This is a genomic window from Sphingomonas phyllosphaerae FA2 (assembly GCF_000427645.1).
GTDB classification, from domain to species: Bacteria; Pseudomonadota; Alphaproteobacteria; order Sphingomonadales; family Sphingomonadaceae; genus Sphingomonas; species Sphingomonas phyllosphaerae.
This window is the reverse complement of the sequence record NZ_KE386571.1, coordinates 2,585,387-2,604,010: the sequence shown is the minus strand read 5'-3', so window position 1 is coordinate 2,604,010 and position 18,624 is coordinate 2,585,387. Positions and strand designations below refer to the sequence as shown.

Here is an 18,624-nt window from a genome sequence, read left to right as displayed (position 1 = left end):
GCGAGATGAGCACGACGACGCAGACGGCCCCGGGCACCGCGGCCCCGTCCTATTACGATCTGGACGAGCACGAGCATCCGCCCGGCGCCAGCACGATGCTGGGGTTCTGGCTGTACCTGATGAGCGACTGCCTCATCTTCGCGATGCTGTTTGCGGCCTATGGCGTGTACGGCGGCAGCTATGCCGGCGGGCCGGGGCCCAAGGAGTTGTTCGAGCTGCCGCTGGTGGCGGTGAACACGACCGCGCTGCTGCTGTCGTCGATCACCTATGGCTTTGCGATGATCAACGCCGACGAGCAGAACAAGGCGGCGACCCTGCGCTGGCTTGCGATTACCGGTGTCTTCGGTGCGGCGTTCCTGTCGATCGAACTGTACGAGTTCAGCAACCTGATCCACGAGGGCGCGGGCCCGTGGCGGTCGGCGTTCCTGTCGTCGTTCTTCACATTGGTCGGCACGCACGGCCTGCACGTCACCTTCGGCATCATCTGGCTGGTGACGCTGATGGTGCAGGTCGCGCGCCGCGGGCTGGAGCCGGCCAACCTGCGCCGCCTGCAGTGCCTGTCGCTGTTCTGGCACTTCCTCGACGTCATCTGGATCGGCGTCTTCACCTTCGTCTATCTGCTGGGAGTGCTCCGCTGATGAGCGCCGATACGCACGGCCACGGCCACGATGCCGGTCACGGCCACCACGACGCGCACGACCATCACGGCGGTGCCGCGCATGGCTCGCGCCGCGAGTACTGGATCGGCTTCATCCTTTCGGTGCTGCTGACCGCGCCCGCCTTCGGGCTGGTGATGACCGGCGTGATCTCCGATCCGCGCGTCACCGCCGGGATCGTGATGGCGCTGGCGATGGTGCAGATCTTCGTCCACATGATCTACTTCCTGCACATGAACACCAAGTCCGAGAACGGCTGGACGATGCTGGCGCTGATCTTCACCGCGATCATCGTGCTGATCGTGATCGCCGGGTCGCTGTGGGTCATGTACCACATGAACCTCAACATGATGCCGGGCATGGGCGGAGAGATGTCAAGCGGCGGCATGTGATGCGCGCGCGCTGGGCCCTTGCCGGCGTCGCGCTGCTGCTCGCGGCGGTGCTGGCGGGGCTTGGTGTGTGGCAGGTCGAGCGGCGCGCGTGGAAGCTCGCGCTGATCGACCGTGTCGAGGCGCGACTCGCCGCGCCTGCGCAGCCCGCGCCGCCGCGTGCGCGCTGGGCGACGATCACCGACGACGACGCCTACCGTCGCATCACCGCCGCCGGCACATGGCGCGCGGTCTCGCCGGTGTTCACGCAGGCGGTCACCGATTATGGCGCGGGTTACTGGGTGCTCTCGCCGCTCGAGACCGCGAGCGGTACGATTCTCGTGAACCGCGGCTTCGTGCCCGCCGGCGATCGCAAGGCGATCGCTCGGCCGAGCGGCCCGGCGCGCGTCACCGGCCTACTGCGGGTCACCGAGCCTGACGGTGGCTTCCTCCGCGACAACGAGCCCGCCGCCGACCGCTGGTATTCACGAGACACCGCCGCCATTGCCCGCGCGCGCCGGTTGGGGCCGGTCGCACCCTATTTCATTGATGCTGACGCGGTACCGGGCGCGCAATGGCCGCGCGGCGGGCTGACGGTGGTGCGGTTCCGCAACAATCACCTCGTCTACGCGCTGACGTGGTTCGGGCTCGCGGCGATGATGGCGTATTTCGCATGGCGCGTCGCGCGCGGACGGAGCGAGGCGAGCGTCTAGGCCCGGTTGCCGCTTCCAGGTTGTAGGCGAGGAAGCGGCGTCGTGGCGGACATCAACGATCGGTCACTTGATGAAATATCCGACCGTCCGCCACCCGTCACCGTCGCGGGCCATCGTCACCGTCTCGACGGTACCGCGCTGTTTGGCGAAGTCGGTACGGAACTGCACCACCTCATAGCTGCCCTGCGGCGAGGTGGTGTGCGTCGCGCTCAGGAAAGTGCGCGACGTGGGTGCGCCGAGCGGCTTTCTTATCGGCTGGACCATCGCTTCCCATTGCGCGGCACTCAGTTGCGCCCGGAACAGCGCCGCGGCGGCGCTCCAGCTGTCAGTCCAGCGATATTGGTCGATCAGCGCCAGCCAGTTGAGCGCCGCCGCTTGCACCGCCGGATCGGACGCCGGCGATGGTGCGGTGGCCGCTGACGTGGGGCTCGCACTTTGCGGAGGCGCTTCGGTGTTGATGACGGCGACGACGGCAAAGGCGGCGATCAAAAGCGACATGACGAACATCCCTCCACTCAGCCAGGCGAAGCGAAGCGTCCTGCCCGCTCGGTCTGGTGGAGCGGCGGAAAGCACGTTCGTTGCGGAGTCGGTTACCCCGAAAGTGTCGTCCCCCAATTCCTGGGGGCGCGCCTGCTCGGTCTCCGCCAGCAGTCGCGCGGCTTCCCTGCTGCTGGCGACCTCCAATTTTCGGCGGGCGCCGCGCAGTCGTTCGTTGATGGTATGCACCGACAGGTCGAGCGTCCGCGCAATGGACTTCGCGTCATGGCCCTTCAGCAGCAGCCTGAGCGTCTGCTTTTCCCGGTCGGTGAGCGTCTGGATGCGGCTTTGCATGGACTTGTCGGCGGTAATTTCCCCGACCGTCTCCTACGACCGACACGCGTGCGGTTCCACCATCGAGACGATCTGACCAATGGCGCTCCCGACCCGATCCGCCCTATGGAGCGGCGATGGCCGCGTCTGACATCATCGCCGGAACCGGGCTGCGCGAGGACGCCGGGCGGCGCAACGTGCGGCTGTTGTCGATCCTGCGCTGGCTGGCGGTCGGCGGGCAGCTCGCGACGATCCTGCTCGTCCATTTCGTCGTCGGGGTGCACCTGCCGCTGGTGCCGATGCTGGGCGCGGTCGCCGTGCTGGTCGCGCTCAATCTCGCGATCGCGCAGATCGTCGGGCGGCGGCCGATCACTTATGGCGCGCTGTTCGCGACGCTGCTGGTCGATGTCGCGTGCCTGACGACGCAGCTGTATCTCAGCGGCGGGGTCGGCAATCCGTTCGTCACCTTGTTCCTGCTGCAAGTCGTGATCGCCGCGCTGCTGCTGCGCGATCATGCGAGCTGGGCGATGGTCGCGCTCAGCAGCGCCCTGTTCGCATGGCTGGCGCACGCCGCACCACCGTTCGCACTGCCGCGCGGCTGGGCCTCGACGCTATCGACCCCCTATGTCGCGGGAAGCTGGTTCAATTTCACACTCACCGCCACCTTGCTGGCGCTGTTCGTGACGCGGATCGTCCGCAACGTCTCCGAACATGACGCGCGGCTCGCCGCGCTGCGTCAGCGCGCCGCCGAGGAGGAGCATATCGTCCGCATGGGGCTGCTCGCCAGCGGCGCAGCGCATGAACTGGGGACGCCGTTGTCGTCGATCGCGGTGATGCTGGGCGACTGGCGGCGCGAACCCGCGATCGCCGCCTCGCCGGCGCTGCTCGCCGATCTCGACGACATGCGCACCGAGGTGACGCGCTGCAAGGACATTCTCAGCCAGGTGCTGCTCGCCTCGGGCGAGGTGCGCGGGATGGGGCCGGTGCGCACCACGCTCAAGACCTTCCTGTCGGGGATCGTCGGCGACTGGCGCGGCAAGACGCAGGTCGCCGCCGCCTATGAGCATCTGATGACCGGCGACCCGCGAATCGTCGCCGACAAGGCGCTGGCGCAGACGATCACCAATTTGCTCGACAATGCGCTGGAGGCGGGCGGGCGCACGATCGCGCTGTGCGCGTGGTGGGACGGCGACCGGCTGGTGCTGTCGGTGCGCGACGACGGGCGCGGGTTCGCGCCAGCGATCCTCGACGGGCTCGGCAAGCCCTATATGAGCACCAAGACGCGGCGCGGCGCGGGGCTGGGGCTTTTCCTGGCGGTCAACGTGTTGCGGACGCTGGGCGGCACCGTGTCGGCGCGCAACCGCGAAGGGGGCGGGGGCGAGGTGACGCTGACGCTGCCGATCGCGGCGATCTCGATCCCGGAGGAAGGCGCATGAGCGAGCGGCGGCTGTTGATCGTCGAGGATGACGAGGTGTTCGCGCGGACGCTGGCGCGGTCGTTCGAGCGGCGCGGCTATCAGGTCCGCGCGATCACCGATCCCGACGATCTCGACGCGGCGGTGGATGCGCTGAAGCCCGATCATGCGGTGGTCGACCTGCGGCTTGGCAATGCCTCCGGGCTGACGTGCGTCGCGCGGCTCCATGCGCGCGACGCGGAGATGCGGATCGTGGTGCTGACCGGCTTCGCCAGCATCGCGACCGCGGTCGAGGCGGTGAAGCTGGGGGCGACGAACTATCTGTCGAAGCCGGCCAATTCCGATGACATCGAGGCGGCGTTCCAGGCGAGCGGCGAGGGCGACGCCAGCGTCGAACTGGTCGCGCCGCCCACCTCGCTGCGGACGCTGGAATGGGAGCATATCCACCAGACGCTGGCGGATTGCGGGTTCAACGTTTCGGAAGCGGCGCGGCGGCTGGGGATGCACCGGCGGACGCTGGCGCGGAAGCTGGGGAAGCGGCATTTGTAGCCCCGACGCCCCTGCGGAGGCAGGGGCCTATGTCTGTCGAATGTCGCGTCAAGTCTGACACAGGGATGTCTCTCGTGTGTCAGGCTTACCGCGGCACGACACAGCCATGGGCCTCTGCCTGCGCAGGGGCGACGGCTATGCGGCGACCATCCACGCCGCCATCGCGATCATCATGACGTTTTCGGTGAGCGACACGAACCCCAGCGGTACGCGGGTCGCGCCGCCGACGCAGGCGCACTTGAGTTCGCGCTTGTCGATGTAGACCGCCTTGAACACCGACACCGCGCCGACCGTCCCGATGAACAGCGCGACCGGCACCGACAGCCAGTTCGCGACATGCGCGGTCATCAGCACCCCCGCCAGCCCTTCGGCGAACGGATAGACGTAGCCGTAACGCACCCAGCGTTTTGCCAGCAGATCGTAGTTGAGGAACATCGTCGAGAAGGTTTCGACATCTTGCAGCTTGAGCAGCGCGAGCACGCACATGCTGAACGAGATAAACCATTCCGCGGCCCGGATCGTCAACGGCGTCCCGAACTCGGCGGTGCTCGCCGCGAGCGACATCAGCGCGGTCATCGCAAACACTGCCAGCACCGGGCGGTAGCTCGTCTCGCCGGGCGTGGGCACATGGAGGCCGAAGAAGCGGCGCAGGTCGTCATAGCCGCCGACCCGCTCGCCATCGATGAAGGTTTGCGGCGTGGTTTTGACGCCATGCTCGGCCTTGAAGGCGTCGGTTTCCTCGCGGGTGCGCAGCCAATGATCGTCGACCGCATAGCCGCGCCGCTGCAACAGGTCCTTGGCCTTCACGCCATACGGACAGGTGTGCGTGGGCATTACCATCCGGTAGAGCGTGGCGCGCTTGTCGGTCGTCGGGATCATGCCACGAAGATAGGCCGAGTTGCCGTCATTGCGAGCGCAGCGAAGCAATCCAGTGTTCCGCGCGCCAGCACTGGATTGCTTCGCTGCGCTCGCAATGACGAAGGTAGGTTAGCGTCCCAGAATATTTCGGTAGAGCGCGATATACTCGTCGGCCATCCGCGCGACGCTGAACCGCTCAGCGACCGCCCGGCGGCAGGCGGCGCGATCGATGTCGCTCGTGCGTTCGATCGCGGCGACCGCTTGCTCGGGCGTGTCGACCAGAAAGCCCGTGACGCCGTCCTCGATCAGCTCTGGCATTGAGCCGCGACGCGTGGCGATCACCGGCGTCCCGCACGCCATCGCCTCGATCACCGACAGGCCGAACGGCTCGTCGAAGTTGATGAGGTGGAGCAGCGCGCGCGCCTCGCCCAGCGCCGCGACGCGCGCCTCGCCCCCGACCGCGCCGTGATAGCGGATGCGATCGTCGAGCGCCGGGGCGACCGCGCGGTCGTGATAGCCCTGATCCTGCACGATCCCGTAGAGGTTCAGTGCGCGCCCCGCTGCGCGCGCCGCCGCGATCGCCTCCGCCGCGCCCTTGTCGGGATGAAGCCGGCCGAAGAACAGCAGGTCGTCGCTGCCGATGGGGTCGAAGCGGAAATCGTCGAGCGGGATGCCGTGGTGGATCGTCGCGGCGTACCGCAGGTCGGGGTGCCGGTCGGCATCGCTGATCGCGACATAATGCACGCGGTCCTGAAAGGGTGCGTACATCGGCAGGATGCGATCCGACGAGAAGCCGTGGATCGTCGTCACCATCGGCGTGTCGACCAGCGGCGCGAAGGCGTGCGCGGGGAAATCGGCCTGATTGTGGATCAGGTCGAACCGGTCCGCCTGTGCGAACAGGTGGCTGAGGTGGCGATATTCCCACACCTTCGCGTCGATGCGCGGGTCTTCGGAGTAGGGGGCGGGGACGACGCCGTCGAGCGTGGCAGCGGTGATGCTGTCGAGCGTCGCGAACAGCGTGACGTCGACGCCGCGTTCGACCAGCGCCTCGGTAAGCAGATGGGTGACGAGTTCCCACGGACCGTAATGGCGCGGCGGGGTGCGCCACGCGATCGGGGCGAGCATGGCGATCTTCATCGGCGGTGATCCTGTCGTTCGTAGGTGCGCCGCGGAAGCGGCCGGAGCCGAACGACCCGATTTCGCTCGGCGGTCCAGCGAGAGCAAGCGAACCGCAGATGAAAGGCCGGGCTTCCGATCAACGCACTCCGGCGCTGGTCGCAGGGGCCGGGGCGGCGGGGAGGCTTATGCCCCCACCGCCTCCAGCAGTCCGGCGAACATCCGCTTGCCATCGTCGCCGCCGTGCGCGGGTTCGATGCGACGCTCGGGGTGCGGCATCATGCCGAGCACATTGCCGTCGGCGCTGACGATCCCGGCGATGTTGCGCGCGCTGCCGTTGACCGGCTCGGCATAGCGGAACGCGACCTGGCCTTCGCCCTCCAGACGGTCGAGCGTTTCGGGGTCGGCGACGTAATTGCCGTCATGGTGCGCGACCGGGAAGCGGACCTGCTCGCCGGCCGTGTAGCCGCGGGTGAAGACGGTGCCGGCATTCTCGACGGTCAGCGCGACGTCGCGGCAGACGAAGTTGAGCCCGGCGTTGCGCATCAGCGCGCCGGGCAGCAGCCCGGCCTCGGTCAGCACCTGAAAGCCGTTGCAGACGCCCAGCACCTTCAGCCCGCGCGCCGCCTGTTCGCGCACCGCGGTCATGATCGGCGAGCGTGCGGCCAGCGCGCCGGAGCGCAGATAGTCGCCGTAGGAGAAGCCGCCGGGTACCGCCACCACGCCGATCCCGGCGGGCAGCTCGGTGTCGCGGTGCCACACCATGTGCGGCGCGGTGCCGGTCGCCTGCTCCAGCGCCACCGCGATATCGCGGTCGCAGTTGGAGCCGGGGAAGACGATGACCGCGGTCTTCACGCGCGCTCGATCCGGTAATTTTCGATGACGGTGTTGGCGAGCAGCTGCCGGCACATCGCGTCGACGTCCGCATCGGCGGTGTCGTCGGCGACCTCCAGCTCGATCAGCTTGCCGACCCGCGCGCTATCGACGCCCGAGAAGCCGAGCCCCGAAAGGGCGTGTTCGATCGCCTTGCCCTGCGGGTCGAGCACGCCGGGCTTGAGCGTCACGTAGATGCGAAGTTTCATGGCCGCGCGCTATGCCCCGGCGCGCGCGCCGGGGCAAGCGTGGCGGTTACTTGCCGCGGCTCTTGCGATGCTCTTCGAGGTCGAGCACCGCGGTGTCGCCGCCTTCCGGCAACAGGCCGAGCCGGCGCGCAACTTCCTGATAGGCCTCGACCTCGCCGCCCATGTCCCGGCGGAAGCGATCCTTGTCGAGCTTCTCGTTCGAGGCCATGTCCCACAGCCGGCAGCCGTCCGGGCTGATCTCGTCGGCGAGGATGATGCGGCCGTAGTCATTGTCCCAGATCCGGCCGAACTCCAGCTTGAAGTCGACCAGCCGGATGCCGACGCCCGCGAACAGCCCCGACAGGAAGTCGTTCACGCGAATCGCCAGATCGGCGATGTCGTGCATCTCCTCCTGGCTGGCCCAGCCGAACGCCGCGATATGCTCGTCGGAGATCATCGGATCGCCGAGCGCATCGTCCTTGTAATAATATTCGAGGATCGTGCGCGGCAGCTTGACGCCTTCCTCGATCCCGAGCCGCTTGCTGATCGAGCCGGCGGCGACGTTGCGGACGACGACCTCGATCGGGACGATTTCGACCTGCCGGATCAACTGCTCGCGCATGTTGAGGCGACGGATGAAGTGCGTCGGCACGCCGATATGATCGAGCAGCGTGAAGATATGCTCGGAGATACGATTGTTGAGCACGCCCTTGCCGTTGATCGTGCCCTTTTTCTGGGCGTTGAAGGCGGTGGCGTCATCCTTGAAATACTGGATCAGCGTGCCGGGCTCGGGACCCTCGTAGAGGATCTTCGCCTTGCCTTCGTAGATCTGCCGCCTGCGTGCCATGCTTGCCCTCGAAAAGAAGCGCCCCGGCGGCGCGGGTTTGCGGACGGCCGGGGCGGGGAATCAGTCGCGGCTATAGGGGAAGGGGGCGGTGGCTGCAAATCGGCAGCGTCACCGGCCGAATGCTGCCGCGATCAAGTGCTTCGTCTCTGCCCATGCCGCGGTTCCCGGCGTGACCAGTTCGACATGGCCGGTGTCCGGCACTTCATGCACCGTTGCGGGGTCGCCTGCGGCGCGCGCCTTCGCGACATAGTCGGTTGCCATGCGGAAGGGGATGATGCGGTCGGCGCGGCCGTTGACGAGGTCTTGCGGCACGCCGAGCGGGAAGAGCCGGGGGACAGAGGTGTCGGCATAAGGATCGGCGCGGTCGGTGCCGACCAGCTTCGCTACCACCTCGGTGCCGCAGCCATTGTCGGGGCTGGTGGCGGTGGCTTCGAGATCGGGGAGGCCGCCGAGGCTAATGACGTGCGCGATCTTCAGCGGGTCGGGGGTGGCGAGCGGGCTGGTCGCGGGGAGGCGCGGGCGGGCCGCCAGCCACAGCGCGAGGTGCCCGCCCGCCGAATGGCCGACCGCGACGACGTGCGACGTATCGAGCCTGAAGCGCGCGGCATGGGTGCGCAGTGCGTCGGCCGCCGCCGCGGCATCGGCGAAGGTGCCGGGATAGCCGCCGCCGCTACGGTCGACGCCGCGATAGTCGATGTTCCACACCGCATAGCCGCTGCGGCGCAGGTCGTCGGCGATCCAGTCCATCAGCCGGCGGTCGGCGATCTCGGTCTGCCAGCAGCCGCCGTGGACCATCAACACGGTACGATGCGGTCCAGGTCCCGCGGGCAGCCAGACGTCGACCTTTTGCAGCGCGTCGTCGCCATAGGCGATCGTGGCGTCGGGCGTGGCGCGCGGGCGTGCGGTGAGGTCGGCCCAGGTGAGCGGCTTTGGCGGCATCGCCGTCGTACATGCCGTGGCGAGCAACGCCGCGGCAAGCGCGATCAGTTGCGGCGCTCGCGCCACACCGCGGGCAACGCCAGTAGCGCGATTCCCGCCAGTGCGGTTGCGGTCTTCAGCCATGTCGCGAACGGCCCCTGAGTCTGGTCGACATAATAGACCGCATAGACGATCGCGACGTGCCAGACATAGACGTGCAGCGAGTGCCGACCGAGCAGACGCAGGAACGACAGCGAGAAAAGCCTGCGCGCCCATTCCGCGACTCGTCGCACGCCGGAGCGGGGGTGGTCCTTTCCGGCGATCAGCAGCCACGTCAGCCCGGTGGTCACGGCGACGAAGTTGATAAGGTAGATCGGCCCGAAGTCGCCACGGATGCCGAGCAGGTCGATCTTCTCGATCAGCCATTGCGGCAGCATCCCATACGCGCTGAGCAGCCGCAGCGGCGCGAAGAACAGGCAGATCGCCAACGCGACCTTTGCCGGAGTGGCGAAATCGGCGCGGAACACGCGCTGCCAGTCGACTCGCCCGTCGGCGGTCAGCGCGCCGGCGATCATGCCGGAGAAGAACACGAGCTGCCAGCCAAGCAGGTTGAAGCTGGCGCGCAGCCCCTGCCCGTCGCTGGCGGTCACCCATTGGCCGACCGGATCGGTGACAAAGCGCTGCATCGCGAGCTGTCCGGCAATCCACAATATGACGGACGCGGTCGCGACCGGCACGACGCGCCCGTCGAGGCACCAGCGCACCAGCGGCGGCGCGACCAGCATGTAGAGGACATATTGCGGCAGGATGTCCATGACGGTTGGCTGGAACAGGAAGGTCGCGACTGCCGCAAGCCGCAGGGGGTCGTCGGTCAGGCTGGTATGACCGAGCCAATTGCCCCACGCCTGCGGTGCGCCGGGCAGCAGCGCGCGCGCGATCAGCACCGCGACGACGATGCCCATTGCGTAGCGGTACAGCTGGAACGCGCGTTTCCAGATCTGCCGTCGTGCCTCGTCATAGCCGAGCTTGAGCATCTTGCGGCCGTAAACCAGCCCGATCATCAGCCCGGACAGGAACACGAAGCCCTGCGCGTCCTCGACGAACGCCAGCTTGTTGTGGTTGATGTTCTGCATCCAATAACCCCCGGTGAAGACCAGGTGGTTGATCAGCATGAACACGAGGAAAAAGCCGCGGAGCCCGTCGATCAATCCGTAACGTGGCAAACGGCAGGCTCCAGGGCTGTTGCGGATAACGGGTGGGCGCGGCTGCGGTGCAGTGCAGCATGGCCGTAATAGCGGCCCGCGCTGCCGGCGCGAACCCGTCGCGCACGCCCTGCCGCTTTTTCGTGCCGCCACGTCCCGGTGCACCGACGTCATCCCGGACTTGATCCAGGATCCCGCTTCTTTTTACCTCGGTCGCAAGGGAATTTTTACCTCGGCCGCAAAGAAGAAGCGGGCCCCCGGATCAAGTCCGGGGCGACTAAAAAGGAGGGCGTGATCGGCACTAATCGTGGCACGCGCGGGGCGCAGGCTGCCACGGTGCGGCGAACTGGCGTCGCTGTAGCCGCGCCATCCCGGCCAATGTACGCTGAACGAACCGGTGGACCGTGCGGGTGAAATGCCGGCGGTGGGTGACGTAGGCGTCGCTGTCGAAGTCGGCGTTCATGTCCATGCTCCTTCGCTGGGCATGGTGGAAGATGCGGGGCAGCACCGATCCGCGCCAACAAAGCGATGGACGAAGATGATAAGCATGCCTTATCCTTTGGAGATGCGTCACCTGCCGCCGCTCGCTGCCGTTCGCGTCTTCGAGGCGGCGGCGCGGCACGAGAATTTCACCGCTGCGGCGGTAGAGCTGGAAATGACGCAGGCGGCGGTCAGTTATCAGATCCGGCTGCTCGAAGAGCGATTGGGTTTGCCGTTGTTCCGCCGCGAACGACGGCGCGTGTTGCTCACCGAGGCGGGGCGAAGGACGGCGTCGCAGCTTACCGCGGCGTTCGACTCGATCGATGCGGCCTTTGCCGGGCTGCGTGCGGAAGATGAGGCGGTGCTGACCGTGTCGACCACCAACACGTTCGCCAACCTGTGGCTGGCGTGGCGGCTCGGCGGGTTCCAGCTCGCGCATCCCGACACCGCGGTACGGATGCTGACCGACAACCGCCTCGCCGATTTTGTGACCGAGGAGGTCGATGTCGCGATCCGCTCGGGCGCGGGCCCGTGGCCCGGGCTGGTGACGCATCGGCTGATGGCGCTCGATTTCACGCCGATGTGCTCGCCGGGGTTTCTGGCCGGACACGGCGGGGCGATCGCGCCTGCCGATCTGCTCCAGCTGCCGCTGATCAGCGCGCACGATCCGTGGTGGGCGACGTGGTTGCGCGATGCGGGCCTCGACGTGGTCGCGGCGCGGCATACCGGTATCCGTCTCGATTCGCAGGCGCATGAAGGGCGCGCGGCGGTCGCGGGGCAGGGGGTCGCGATGCTGACGCCGCTGTTCTGGCAGAACGATCTCGCCGCCGGGCGGCTGGTGCAGCCGTTCGCGCATGTAGGCAGCGATGGCGAGGCCTATTGGCTGGTCTATCCCGAGGCGAGGACGAAGGTGGTCAAGATCAAGCGCTTCCGCGAATGGTTGCTCGCCACGCTCGGGGATTCGCCGGGCTGACGCGCGGAACGGTTGTGGAACGTCGCCTCGCGCTGCTACCACCCCAGGCGACATGGCCACCGACCTTTCCGACAATCCCCCGATCGGCATCCTCGACGCGCCGTTCGACAGCGCGCTGAGCGAGCGGTATCTCGTCTATGCGCTGTCCACGATCACCGCGCGGTCGCTGCCCGACGTGCGGGACGGGCTGAAGCCTGTGCACAGGCGGCTGCTGTGGGCGATGCGGTTGCTCAAGCTCGATCCGGCCTCGGGGTACAAGAAGTGCGCGCGCGTCGTCGGTGACGTGATCGGTAAATACCATCCGCACGGCGACCAGTCGGTCTATGACGCGATGGTGCGGTTGGCGCAGGATTTCGCGCTCCGTTACCCGCTGGTCGACGGGCAGGGCAATTTCGGCAACATCGACGGCGATAACGCCGCGGCCTATCGCTACACCGAGGCGCGTCTGACGCAGGTCGCGATCGACCTGATGGACGGGCTGGACGAGGATGCGACCGAGTTTCGCCCGACCTATAATGGCGAGGAGCAGGAGCCCGAGCTGTTCCCCGGCGCCTTCCCCAATCTGCTCGCGAACGGGGCGAGCGGGATCGCGGTCGGGATGGCGACGAGCGTCCCGCCGCACAATGCCGCCGAGCTGATGGACGCCGCGATCCTGCTGGTCGACCGGCCTGACGCCGACGATGCGGCGATCCTCGAGCATGTGAAGGGACCGGACTTTCCGACCGGCGGGCTGCTGGTCGACGCGCCCGCGATCATCGCCGAGGCTTATGCGACCGGGCGCGGCGCGTTCCGGGTGCGCGCGCGGATCGAGAAGATCGCCGAAAAGGGCGGCGGCTGGCATCTGGTCGTCTCGGAAATTCCTTACGGCGTCGCCAAGGGCAAATTGATCGAGCAGCTGGCGGCGCTGATTGAGGACAAGAAGCTGCCGATCCTCGCCGACGTCCGCGACGAATCGGACGAGCAGGTGCGGATCGTGCTGGAGCCGCGCAGCCGCACCGTCGATGCGCAGGTGCTGATGGACGGCTTGTTTCGGCTGTCCGATCTGGAGACCCGCGTCCCGCTCAACCTCAACGTGCTCGACAAGGAGCGGACGCCGCGCGTCATGTCGCTGCGCGCCGCACTGGCAGCGTGGGTCGAGCATCAATTCGTGGTGCTGCAACGCCGTACCGAGCACCGGCTGGGCAAGATCGCCGACCGGCTTGAGCTGGTCGGCGGCTACATCGTCGCGTTCCTCAATCTCGACCGCGTAATCGAGATCATCCGCACCGAGGACGAGCCCAAGGCGGTGATGATCGCCGAATTCCAGCTGACCGACCGGCAGGCCGAGGCGATCCTCAACATGCGGTTGCGCTCGCTGCGACGGCTGGAGGAGATGGAGCTGAAGCGCGAGCAGGCGGCGTTGGAGAAGGAGCAGGCGACGCTGACCGCCTTGCTCGGTTCGGAAGCGAAGCAGCGCACGCGGCTGAAGGCCGATTTCCGCAAGGTGCGCGACCGTTACGGGCCCGAGACCGCGCTCGGCAAGCGGCGGACCGAGCTGCGCGAACAGGCGGTGGCGCGCGACATCCCGCTGGAGGCGATGATCGAACGCGAGCCGATCAGCGTGATCCTGTCGGCGCGCGGCTGGATCCGCGCGATGAAGGGGCATGTCGACCTGTCCGCGCCCGAGACGCTGAAGTTCAAGGAGGGCGATGGCCCGGCCTTCGCCTTCCATGCGCAGACGACCGACAAATTGCTGCTCGCGGCGGGGAACGGGCGGTTCTTCACGCTTGCGGCCGACAAATTGCCGGGCGGGCGCGGGTTCGGCGAGCCGGTGCGCGCGTCGATCGATCTCGACGGCAGCGTGCCGATCGTCGCGTTCCTGAGCGCGACGCGTGCGGCGCGGCTGCTGGTGGTGGCGAGCGACGGGCGCGGGTTCATCGTGCCGGTTGGCGAGGTGATCGCGGAAACGCGCAAGGGCAAGACGGTGGTGACGCCGCGTGCCGGCGCGACGCTGGCGGTGGTCCGCCCGGTCGCGCCCGCCGACGATTATGTCGCGGTGATCGGCGACAATCGCAAGCTGGCGCTGTTCCCGATCGCCGACCTGCCCGAGATGACCCGCGGGCAGGGGGTGCAATTGCAACGCTATCGCGATGGCGGGCTGGCGGATGCGCGGACATTGGTGTTCGCCGAGGGGCTGAGCTGGGCGATGGGCGGCGACAGCGGGCGGACGCGGACTGAGACGGACCTGTCGCAATGGCGCACGGCACGCGGCGCGGCGGGGCGGATGCCACCCAACGGCTTTCCGCGAGACAATCGTTTTTGACCCTGCGGTAGCGTTAACCATCCGATCACCGTCGATGAGTATGATCGTATCGGTGGCGTATCGATCGCCAGGGCGCAGCGGAGTGGTCTTAAAGCCGACCTTAACTCTTCGGCCTTAGTCGGGTCGGCGATGGCAACGCGTGCGACATGGCTGACCCGGCACCTGGTGACTCTGCCCGAGTCGGCCGACGTGATCGCGAATCAGGGGTCGCTGGAGCTGGTTCCGATCCCCCTCGCGCTGATGTCGTTAAGCAAGGGGGGCGCACGGTTCGAGACGTTCAATCGCGCCTTCACCCGGGCGCGGTTGATCGACGAGCCAAACCTGAAGCCGATCGTCGAAGCGTTTCTCGCCTCCGGGGCCGAGAATGAGGAGCGCGACTGGCAGACGGGGGCGGTGGTCGAACGACGGCATTACCGCCTGACGCTGTCACGGCTGCCGCATCGTGCCGATCAGGCGTGCATCGCTTCGTTCGTCGACCAGACCGCCGAGGTGCGCACCGAAGAGACGCTGCGCCGCGAGATGTCGACCGACAGCCTGACCGGGCTGCCCAATCGTGGCGGCTTCACCGACGCGCTGGAGGCGAGCATCGTGCAGGGCAACGCCTGCTGGGCGGTGCTGATGGTCGATCTCGATCGCTTCAGCCGCTTCAATGCGTGCCTTGGATCGCTGACCGGGGACGAATTGCTGATCACCGTGGCGCGGCGGATCAAGGGCGCGCTGCGCAGCGGCGACACGCTGGCGCGCACCGGCGGCGACGAGTTCGGCGTGCTGCTGACGATCGATTCGGATCGCTCGGAGGCCGATCAGGTCGCCCGGCGCATCCGCGACGCGCTGGCCACGCCGTTCCGGTTGAGCGAATACGAATTGCGCGTCTCGTGCGCGATCGGGATCGCATTCGGCGACGCCGAGGTGACCGATGCCGAGGACGTCATCCGCCACGCGCAAGTGGCGATGAAGAAGTCCAAGGCGACCAAGAACGCCGAATCGTACCAGACGCGCGCACTCGACTCGGCGCGCGCCGAGTTCGCGATGGAGACATCGCTACGCCGCGCGATCGAGAGCGAGCAGTTGAACCTCGTTTATCAGCCGATCTGCGATCTGCAGACCGGGCGCGTCAGCGGGTTCGAGGCACTGGCGCGCTGGACCGACGAACACGGCGTCCGCCACGAACCGAGCCGCTTCATCCCGGTCGCCGAGGAATCGGGGCTGATCGTGCCACTGGGCCGCTGGGCGCTGGACAGCGCGCTGCGCACGCTGGCCGATTGGGATCGGCGTTCCGGGGGCTATTGCGGCGTGACGGTGTCGGTGAACCTGTCGCCGATCCAGTTGCAGCGCGATGCGATCGCGGAGGTCGTGCGGTGTGCGCTCCAAGATTCGGGGTTGGCGGGTGCGCGACTGAAGCTGGAGATCACCGAAAGCGCGCTGATCAACGATCCGGACCAGATCGCGCGCGTGCTGACCGGGTTGAAGGAGACCGGCGTCACGATCGCGATGGACGATTTCGGGACCGGATTCTCGAATCTCGCCTCGCTTCAGAAACTGCCGATCGACATCCTGAAGATCGATCGCAGCTTCGTGACCGGGTTGCTGACCGACCGGGACAAGGTGGCGATCGTCCGCGCGATCCTCGGCCTGTCCCAAGCGCTGGGGATGGAGACAGTGGCCGAGGGGATCGAGGGCATCGACGTGGGCCAGACGCTCGCCGCGCTCGGCTGTACCTTCGGGCAGGGCTATGCCTACGCCCGGCCGCTGGAGCCCGGCGCTGCTTACGCGTTTCTGCGCGAACGCAACGCCTGATCGACGGCCTCGTCGGCGATCGCGGCGGCGCGGTCGACCCCCGGAAAGCCTTCCGCAATCCAGCGATCCTCGACCGCGCGCAGCGTCCGCGCGACGTCCGGTCCCTTCGCCAGCCCGCGCGCGACCAAAGCGCCGCCGCCGATCGGCAGCGGTGGGCGGTCCCAGCCGAGGAGGTCGCGAGGATCGGCACCGGCGAGCAGCAGCCGGTCGATCGCGCTTTCGATCCCGGCGCGGTAGCCGAGCGCGCGTGCACCCTCATCACCCGGCCCGGCCGTGGCCTGGATCAGCCGCTTGCGATCGTTGTTCGACAGTTTGAGCCGGGCGCCCACCGCCTCGGCCGTCGCGGGCGCGACCAGCGCGGCGAGCCGCCGGATCGCATCGGGGGCAACCCCCGCCGCCACCTCGCGTGCGGCCAGTTCGGTCAGCCGCGCGACACCCAAGGCATCGATCTCGGGCAGAACGGGGCGGAAGATGCCGCGCGCTTCCATCAGGGTGACTACCTGAACCGCGGCGGGCGCGACCAGCAGCTTGAGCAACTCGGCGGCGATCCGTTCGCGGCTCAGCGCCATCAGGTCGTTGGCGCGCGCGACGCACGCCTCCAGCCCCTCGGCGTCGATCGCATCGCCGAAGCGGGCGTGGAAGCGGAAGAAGCGCAGGATGCGCAGGTGATCCTCGGCGATGCGGCGATACGGATCGCCGATGAAGCGCACGCGGCGCGCGGCGAGATCGGCGAGCCCGCCGAACCAGTCGAACAGCTCGCCGGTCAGCGGATCGGCGTAGAGCGCGTTCATCGTGAAGTCGCGCCGCGCCGCATCCTCGCGCCAGTCGTCGGAGAAGGCGACCACCGCGTGTCGCCCGTCGGTGGCGACGTCGCGGCGCAGCGTCGTGACCTCGACGACGGTCCGGTCGCTGACCGCCGTGATGGTGCCGTGCGCGATTCCGGTCGGCACTGCCTTGATTCCCGCCGCTTCCAGCCGTCGCACGACCTCTTCGGGCGCGAAGCGCGTCGCCAGATCGATGTCGGCGACCGGCAGCTCGAGCAGCGAGTCGCGCACCGCACCGCCGACCCAGCGCGCCATGCCGCCCGCACCGTCGAGCGCCGCGATCAGCCGGTCGAGCCCCGGGCGCGCGCGCCACGGTGCGTCGGGCAGCGTCATGCCGGCCATTGCAGCCGCCGCGACAGGTTCACGATCATCCCCGCCGTCGCGCCCCAGATACGCCAATCGTTCCACATCATCTCCACGAAGCGGCGCTCGCGCCCCTGATAGACGGCATGCGCCGCGCGCTGGTTTGCCGGATCGAGCAGGAAGGCCAGTGGGACCTCGAACACCGCGGCGACTTCCGCCTCGCTAGCCACGAGCGGCAGATCGGGCGGGACGATCCCGACGACCGGTGTGATAGCATAGCCGGTACCGGTGCGATACGGATCGGCGATGCCGATCACGTTCACCGCCGCGCGCGGCAGCGCGATTTCCTCCTCGGCCTCGCGGAGCGCAGCGGTGACGGCATCCTCGCCGGGGTCGAGTCGCCCACCGGGAAAGGCGACCTGGCCGGCGTGGCGGCGCAACGTCTCGGTGCGCTGGGTCAGCAGCACGCCGGGGGCGGGTCGGTCGGTGATCGCGACCAGCACCGCAGCCGGGGTGAGCACCGCACCGGCGGGATGATCGTGGTCGTCCCCCGTCACTGCCGCTGCCGAATCGCGGGTCAGCGCTGCGGCCAGCCGCTCGGCCAACGTCACGATTGCAGCGCGAAGAACGTGCCGGCACTCCACACACCCGGTGCGGCGTCATCGCCGGCCAGCGCGCGCTCGGCGAGTTCGTAGAAGACCGGCCGCGCGATCAACGCCTCCAGCCCGCCGCGCACGTGCACGTAGGGATGGGGGCCGTCATCCCGTTCCTCCAAACGCAGCGGATGTGCCGCGGAGGCGGTGACGACCTCGCCCGTGTTGAGCCGGAACGCGAGCGTCGCGTCGCGGCCTTCGCCCTCCGCCTTCAGTTCCAGCGCGACGAACGGTGCGTCCTCGACCACGATGTCGAGCTTTTCGACCGGCGTGACCAGCACATAACCGCCATCCGGCTCACGACGCAGGATACGGCTGAACGCGCGGACCATCGCGGGCCGCGTGATCGGTGCGCCCTGATGGTACCATGTCCCGTCGCGCGCTATCCGCATCTCGCTGTCGCCGCAATGCTGTGGATGCCAGCGCTCCATCGGCGGGAGCCGGTCGCCGTCCGCAAGCCGCGCGATGTCGGCAATGGTCAGCGTGTCGAAGTCGGGAGGCGGTGCCATCGGCATCGCGTTCACCTAGGGTCTATACTCAATCGCAACAAGGTCGTGACGGAGCGGATTTTGGCGCCAGGCAAGGAGCAAGGAGGGAGCGATGCTCTCGCATCGTGACCGATGCGCGGCCGGGCCCCCGCAAAGTAGTACTTTGCGGGGAGCCCCGACGCAGCATGGCACCAAAATCCGCCTGCCGCGGAGCGGTCGCCCGTGGAAGGCCGCCCAGCTTCGTCGCTTGCTTGCGGGTAGCTCTGCTACCCGACTGCGCCGCGCTCCTCGT

At 67.9% G+C, this 18,624-nt stretch carries 20 protein-coding genes; 8 read left to right on the top strand and 12 right to left on the bottom strand.

Annotated elements, in window-relative coordinates:
• Positions 1 to 5 precede the first annotated feature (5 nt).
• From cyoC to SPHPH_RS0112655, 3 genes are read left to right on the top strand one after another with little or no spacing between them, the layout of a single operon-like run.
• Positions 6 to 638, top strand: coding sequence for a cytochrome o ubiquinol oxidase subunit III (gene cyoC, locus SPHPH_RS0112665; RefSeq protein ID WP_028967013.1), 633 nt, complete (start codon positions 6 to 8; stop codon positions 636 to 638).
• Positions 638 to 1,048, top strand: a complete 411-nt coding sequence (gene cyoD, locus SPHPH_RS0112660) for a cytochrome o ubiquinol oxidase subunit IV (protein WP_028967012.1) — start codon at positions 638 to 640, stop codon at positions 1,046 to 1,048. Before cyoC ends, cyoD begins: the two co-directional genes overlap by 1 nt.
• Positions 1,048 to 1,737, top strand: coding sequence for an SURF1 family protein (locus SPHPH_RS0112655; RefSeq protein WP_156026011.1), 690 nt, complete (start codon positions 1,048 to 1,050; stop codon positions 1,735 to 1,737). The genes cyoD and SPHPH_RS0112655 overlap by 1 nt, the downstream gene beginning before the upstream one ends.
• A 63-nt stretch (positions 1,738 to 1,800) precedes the next feature.
• Here SPHPH_RS0112655 and SPHPH_RS0112650 read toward each other — a convergent pair whose 3' ends face one another.
• A complete protein-coding gene (locus SPHPH_RS0112650) occupies positions 1,801 to 2,568 on the bottom strand; it encodes a helix-turn-helix domain-containing protein (protein WP_028967010.1) in 768 nt (255 codons plus the stop codon).
• Between the two features lie 116 nt (positions 2,569 to 2,684).
• On the opposite strand from SPHPH_RS0112650, the gene SPHPH_RS0112645 reads away from it, so the two are divergent.
• The gene (locus SPHPH_RS0112645; protein WP_051273001.1) at positions 2,685 to 3,983 is read left to right on the top strand and encodes an ATP-binding protein; all 1,299 of its coding nucleotides are present in this window, start codon (positions 2,685 to 2,687) and stop codon (positions 3,981 to 3,983) included.
• Entirely contained in the window at positions 3,980 to 4,510 is a 531-nt protein-coding gene (locus SPHPH_RS0112640) for a response regulator transcription factor (RefSeq protein ID WP_028967008.1), read from the top strand. The genes SPHPH_RS0112645 and SPHPH_RS0112640 overlap by 4 nt, the downstream gene beginning before the upstream one ends.
• A 135-nt stretch (positions 4,511 to 4,645) precedes the next feature.
• On the opposite strand, the gene SPHPH_RS0112635 is transcribed toward SPHPH_RS0112640, so the two are convergent.
• From SPHPH_RS0112635 to SPHPH_RS0112600, 8 genes are all read right to left on the bottom strand, one after another.
• A complete protein-coding gene (locus SPHPH_RS0112635) occupies positions 4,646 to 5,389 on the bottom strand; it encodes a MauE/DoxX family redox-associated membrane protein (protein ID WP_028967007.1) in 744 nt (247 codons plus the stop codon).
• 108 nt (positions 5,390 to 5,497) lie between these two features.
• Positions 5,498 to 6,505 carry a glycosyltransferase family 4 protein gene (locus SPHPH_RS0112630; protein WP_028967006.1) on the bottom strand — a complete coding sequence of 336 codons (1,008 nt, stop codon included), beginning with the start codon at positions 6,503 to 6,505 and terminating at the stop codon, positions 5,498 to 5,500.
• Between the two features lie 165 nt (positions 6,506 to 6,670).
• On the bottom strand, positions 6,671 to 7,339 hold the full coding sequence (gene purQ / locus SPHPH_RS0112625; protein WP_028967005.1) for a phosphoribosylformylglycinamidine synthase subunit PurQ: 669 nt from the start codon (positions 7,337 to 7,339) through the stop codon (positions 6,671 to 6,673).
• A complete protein-coding gene (gene purS / locus SPHPH_RS0112620) occupies positions 7,336 to 7,566 on the bottom strand; it encodes a phosphoribosylformylglycinamidine synthase subunit PurS (protein WP_028967004.1) in 231 nt (76 codons plus the stop codon). The genes purQ and purS overlap by 4 nt, the downstream gene beginning before the upstream one ends.
• 46 nt (positions 7,567 to 7,612) lie before the next feature.
• Positions 7,613 to 8,392, bottom strand: a complete 780-nt coding sequence (gene purC, locus SPHPH_RS0112615) for a phosphoribosylaminoimidazolesuccinocarboxamide synthase (protein ID WP_028967003.1) — start codon at positions 8,390 to 8,392, stop codon at positions 7,613 to 7,615.
• Positions 8,393 to 8,500: 108 nt separating this feature from the next.
• Entirely contained in the window at positions 8,501 to 9,397 is an 897-nt protein-coding gene (locus SPHPH_RS0112610; protein ID WP_238303076.1) for an alpha/beta hydrolase, read from the bottom strand.
• Positions 9,376 to 10,533 carry an OpgC family protein gene (locus SPHPH_RS19745; protein ID WP_051273000.1) on the bottom strand — a complete coding sequence of 386 codons (1,158 nt, stop codon included), beginning with the start codon at positions 10,531 to 10,533 and terminating at the stop codon, positions 9,376 to 9,378. Before SPHPH_RS19745 ends, SPHPH_RS0112610 begins: the two co-directional genes overlap by 22 nt.
• 280 nt (positions 10,534 to 10,813) lie before the next feature.
• On the bottom strand, positions 10,814 to 10,975 hold the full coding sequence (locus tag SPHPH_RS0112600; protein WP_156026009.1) for a hypothetical protein: 162 nt from the start codon (positions 10,973 to 10,975) through the stop codon (positions 10,814 to 10,816).
• A gap of 84 nt (positions 10,976 to 11,059) precedes the next feature.
• Between SPHPH_RS0112600 and gcvA the strand changes: the two genes are divergently transcribed.
• The 3 genes from gcvA to SPHPH_RS0112585 all read left to right on the top strand — a co-directional run bounded on the left by gcvA (position 11,060) and on the right by SPHPH_RS0112585 (position 16,064).
• Positions 11,060 to 11,965, top strand: coding sequence for a transcriptional regulator GcvA (gene gcvA, locus SPHPH_RS0112595; RefSeq protein ID WP_028967000.1), 906 nt, complete (start codon positions 11,060 to 11,062; stop codon positions 11,963 to 11,965).
• A 52-nt stretch (positions 11,966 to 12,017) separates the two neighbouring features.
• A complete protein-coding gene (gene parC / locus SPHPH_RS0112590) occupies positions 12,018 to 14,267 on the top strand; it encodes a DNA topoisomerase IV subunit A (RefSeq protein ID WP_028966999.1) in 2,250 nt (749 codons plus the stop codon).
• Between the two features lie 129 nt (positions 14,268 to 14,396).
• Positions 14,397 to 16,064, top strand: a complete 1,668-nt coding sequence (locus SPHPH_RS0112585; RefSeq protein WP_028966998.1) for an EAL domain-containing protein — start codon at positions 14,397 to 14,399, stop codon at positions 16,062 to 16,064.
• Here SPHPH_RS0112585 and SPHPH_RS0112580 read toward each other — a convergent pair.
• Genes SPHPH_RS0112580 through SPHPH_RS0112570 form a run of 3 tightly spaced genes read right to left on the bottom strand, consistent with a single transcriptional unit; the run spans position 16,034 to position 18,359 of the window.
• Complete coding sequence (locus tag SPHPH_RS0112580; protein WP_028966997.1) at positions 16,034 to 17,230, bottom strand: CCA tRNA nucleotidyltransferase; 1,197 nt, start codon at positions 17,228 to 17,230, stop codon at positions 16,034 to 16,036. The genes SPHPH_RS0112585 and SPHPH_RS0112580 overlap by 31 nt on opposite strands.
• A complete protein-coding gene (locus tag SPHPH_RS0112575) occupies positions 17,218 to 17,802 on the bottom strand; it encodes a CoA pyrophosphatase (protein WP_028966996.1) in 585 nt (194 codons plus the stop codon). Before SPHPH_RS0112575 ends, SPHPH_RS0112580 begins: the two co-directional genes overlap by 13 nt.
• Entirely contained in the window at positions 17,799 to 18,359 is a 561-nt protein-coding gene (locus SPHPH_RS0112570) for a DUF1285 domain-containing protein (protein ID WP_028966995.1), read from the bottom strand. The genes SPHPH_RS0112575 and SPHPH_RS0112570 overlap by 4 nt, the downstream gene beginning before the upstream one ends.
• Positions 18,360 to 18,624: the final 265 nt, after the last annotated feature.